Raw genomic sequence first — 4,164 nt, 5'->3', positions numbered from 1 at the left:
GGCGCCCCGTCAGGGGCGCGGGGAACTGCGCGATCAGCCACGACGCGCCCGCAGTCGAGGTTCTCGGGGCCCGCCCCGGACCCCGCCCCCGCCGCGGCGCTCCCGCCGCCCGCCGACGGCCTCCTGCCCGTCGGCCGCGCCCGGCTCGCCGACCTGGTGCCGTTCGCCCGCACGCTCGGCGGCGACGGCGCGCGGCCGCCGCAGCCGGCCGGCCCGCTCTCCTGCGCGACGTGGACGCTCTGCGCGTCCGAGGTCACCGCCCTGCGGTCCCGCTGCCGCGCCGAACGGGCCACGCTGCAGTCAGCCCTCTGCCTGGCCTTCGCCCGCGCCCTCCCGCACCCCGCCCGCATCGCCGTGGGCGCGGACCTGCGCCGCGTCCTCGTGCCCCCGCCCGGCGAGGCCGTGGGCCTGTACGCGGCGAACTTCCTGCTGTCGGTGGACGGCACGACGCACCGCGACTTCTGGTCCCTGGCCCGGGACATCCGCGCCGCCGTCCGGCACCGGGTGCACGCCGACGAACTCGCCTCCCTCGTCCGCACCTTCGGCCTCCTCGCCCCGCTCCCCCGCCGGGCCATCGGGTCCGTCCTGCGCCGCAGCGAGGCCCAGGGCGCCCGCTTCGACGTGTTCCTCGGCAGCGCCCGGGTGCCGATCCCGCTCGACTACGGACCGCTGCGCCTGTCGGCGCTCTACGGGGCCGCGCACACGAGCCTGTCGGGGGCGCCGATCGTGCTGGCCGCCGGCGTGGGCGGCCGGCTCTTCCTGAGCGTCACCTCGACCGACCCGGACGGTTCGGCGAAGCTGTGCGAGCGTGCGATGGCGCACTTGAAGGACGCGGTCACACGGTGAGGTCTGGGCAGCACAATGCTCTCCATGCCCTCACTGCCGAACGACACGACCGGACCGCTGCAGCAACTCTCCCTCACCGACCTGCGCCTGCGCACCAGTGCCAAATGGCGCGTCCACGACCCGGACGTCCTGCCGCTGTGGATAGCGGAGATGGACGTCCCCCTCGCGGAGCCCATAACCCGGGCCCTGACCGAGGCACTCGCACGCGGTGACACCGGCTACGCGGCCGGCACGGCGTATGCGGAGGCGTTCGACGGCTTCGCGCGGGAGCGCTGGGGCTGGGACGGGGTGGCGGCCGACCGCACCGCGCTCGTGGCCGACGTGATGACGGGCGCCGTCGAAGTACTGAGGCTGGTCACCGGGCCGGGGGACGCCGTGGTGGTGAACTCCCCGGTCTATCCGCCGTTCTACGGGTTCGTCGGGCACATGGACCGCCGGGTCGTCGAGGCCCCGCTGGGCGCCGGGCACCGCATCGACCCGGACGCCCTGGAGGCCGCCTTCCGCGAGGCCACGGCGGGCGGGCGCCGCGCGGCCTTCCTGCTGTGCAGCCCGCACAACCCGACGGGCACCGTGCACACCCGCGACGAGCTGGCGGCGGTGGCGGAGCTGGCGGACGCGTACGGCGTGCGGGTCGTCGCCGACGAGATCCACGCGCCGGTCGTGCTGCCGGGCGCGGAGCACGTGCCGTTCCTGTCCGTCCCCGGGGCGGAGCGCGCATTCGCGCTGCTGTCGGCCTCCAAGGCGTGGAACCTGGCCGGGCTCAAGTCCGCGCTCGCCGTGGCCGGTCCGGCCGCGGCCGCGGAGCTGGCCCGGCTGCCGCTGGTGGTGAGCCACGGGCCGAGCCACTGGGGCGTCATCGCCCACAGCGCCGCCCTGCGGCACGGGGGTGCGTGGCTCGACGGCGTCCTGGCCGGCCTGGACGCGAACCGCAAGCTGCTCGCCGGTCTGCTGGCGGAACACCTGCCGGGGGTGCGGTACCGGCAGCCGGACGGCACCTACCTGGCGTGGCTGGACTGCCGGGACCTCGGCCTGGGGGACGATCCGGCCGCGGCCTTCCTGGAGCGGGGGCGCGTCGCGCTGGCGGACGGCACGCGCTTCGGCACCGGCGGTGCCGGGCACGTCCGCGTCACGCTGGCCACGTCGCCGGAAATCCTCACGGAGGCGGTGCGGAGGATGGCGGCGGCCCTGTGAATTTCTCTGTATTTCCCTTCGGCCGAACGGAGTAAAGCCCGGCCTTTCGGCCTCCTCGCCGTGGATACACTCGCGGCGGCCCGGACAACGGCCACTGGACATTCTGACTGACGAGGAGTGCCGTCATGGCCGAGGTAAAGCTGGCCGCCACCGTGCGCACCGATTTCGGAAAGGGCGCGTCCCGCCGCATCCGCCGCGACAACAGGGTTCCCGCCGTCATCTACGGCCACGGCGCCGACCCGAAGCACGTGGCGCTGGACGGCCATGCGCTGTGGATGGCCCTCAAGACGCCGAACGTCCTCATCAACCTCGACGTCGAGGGAAAGAAAGAACTGGTCATTCCGAAGGAAGTGCAGCGCGACCCGCTCAAGGGTTTTCTCGTCCACGTCGACCTCCTCACGGTGAAGAAGGGCGAGAAGGTCGCCGTCGAGGTGCCCGTCCACACCGAGGGCGATCTGGCGCCCGGTGGCAATGTCCTGGAGCACATCCTCAACGCCCTTCCCGTGGAGGCCGAGGCCACGCACATTCCCGAGGGCTTCACCGTCTCCATCGAGGGCCTGGAGGCCGGCCACACGGTGCGTGCCGGGGACATCAAGTTGCCGCGCGGGGTGTCGCTGGCGGTGGAGGAGGACGCGGCGGTCCTGCAGGTCGTCCTCGCCCAGGTCGAGGCGGAGCCGGAGGAGGAAGCCGAGGAGGGCGAGGAGGGTGCAGCGGCCGAGGCGCCCGCCGAGGAGGAGGCCGCCGCAGAGGGCTGAGCCCATCCGCATCGCGGGGCGGCGTGCATGCCGCCCCGCACGGGGAAAGGCCCGGGCATGACACACGCCGTCCTGCACGCCCTCTCGATCACCGGCTCCATGACGTGGGAGATCACCTGGGCGCTGATCCTGGGCTTCGCCCTGTCCGCCGTCGTCCAGGCGGTGGTGCGGCGCTCCACCGTCGTCTCCGCGCTGGGCGACGACCGACCCCGCACCCTCGCCCTGGCCGCGGGCCTGGGTGCCGCCTCGTCGTCCTGCTCCTACGCGGCGGTGGCGCTGGCCCGTTCGCTGTTCCGCAAGGGTGCGCATTTCACCGCGGCCATGGCGTTCGAGATCGCCTCGACGAACCTGGTCGTCGAACTCGGCATCATTCTGGCCCTGTTGATGGGCTGGCAGTTCACGGCGGCCGAATTCACCGGCGGTCCTGTGATGATCGCGGTGCTGGCGCTGCTCTTCCGCGCATTCCTCCGGGAGGACCTGTTGCGCCGGGCGCGGGAGCAGGCGGGGCGGGGCCTGGCGGGATCGATGGAGGGGCACGCGGCGATGGACATGTCCGTGCAGCGCGAAGGCACCTTCCTGCAAAGGCTGTTGTCGCCGGAGGGTTTCACCTCCACCGCGCACGTCTTCGTGATGGAATGGGCGGCCGTCCTGCGGGACCTGGTCATCGGACTGCTCGTCGCGGGCGCCATCGCGGCCTGGGTCCCGGACTCCTTCTGGCGCGCCTTCTTCTTCGAGGGCCACCCGCTGGCGGCAAAGCTGTGGGGCCCGATCGTCGGCCCGGTGGTGGCGATGGCGTCGTTCGTCTGCTCGATCGGCAATGTGCCGCTGGCGGTGGTGCTGTGGAAGGGCGGCATCAGCTTCGGCGGCGTGGTGTCCTTCATCTTCGCGGACCTGCTGATCCTGCCGATCCTGAACATCTACCGGAAGTACTACGGCGGCAGAATGGCGGCGTTCCTGCTGGTGACGTTCTTCGTGGCGATGGCGGTCGCGGGGTACGCGGTGGAGTGGGGGTTCGGCCTGCTCGGCATCGTGCCCGGGCACGGCGCGGCGAGGGTCCCGATGGCGGGGATCTCCTGGAATTACACGTCGTGGCTCAACGTGGCTTTTCTGGGGCTCGCCTTGGTGCTGGTGGTGCGGTTCTTCCGGACGGGCGGCAGGGAGATGCTGCGGATGATGGGCGGCGGTCCGGGGGCGTAGGAGGCCGCGGAGGGGAGAGTGCGGGCGGCCCGCGCCCCCGGATGCACCGGTGCGGGACCTGGGTGACTCTGGGAGGGGGGCTAGGCAGTGTCTGGTGGCTCTTTGGTGAGGTCGCGGAGCCAGATCATGATGGCGGCGGTGGCCAGGGTGCCGTGGAAGATGTAGTCGCGTTTGT

Annotated in this window: 4 protein-coding genes; all 4 read left to right on the top strand. The window is 72.6% G+C overall.

The window, feature by feature from the left end; translation table 11 throughout:
• Positions 1 to 846: hypothetical protein (locus ACWD4B_RS35275; protein WP_451424603.1), on the top strand; the 846-nt coding region annotated here is incomplete at its 5' end.
• A gap of 24 nt (positions 847 to 870) precedes the next feature.
• Positions 871 to 2,037, top strand: coding sequence for a MalY/PatB family protein (locus ACWD4B_RS35270; RefSeq protein ID WP_451424602.1), 1,167 nt, complete (start codon positions 871 to 873; stop codon positions 2,035 to 2,037).
• Between the two features lie 125 nt (positions 2,038 to 2,162).
• Complete coding sequence (locus ACWD4B_RS35265) at positions 2,163 to 2,792, top strand: 50S ribosomal protein L25/general stress protein Ctc (RefSeq protein WP_451424601.1); 630 nt, start codon at positions 2,163 to 2,165, stop codon at positions 2,790 to 2,792.
• Between the two features lie 57 nt (positions 2,793 to 2,849).
• Complete coding sequence (locus ACWD4B_RS35260; RefSeq protein WP_451424600.1) at positions 2,850 to 3,989, top strand: permease; 1,140 nt, start codon at positions 2,850 to 2,852, stop codon at positions 3,987 to 3,989.
• Positions 3,990 to 4,164 lie beyond the last annotated feature (175 nt).

The organism is Streptomyces sp. NPDC002536 (assembly GCF_053594995.1).
Note: the sequence above shows the minus strand (reverse complement) of the source record. Positions and strands in the feature narration are given on the sequence as shown.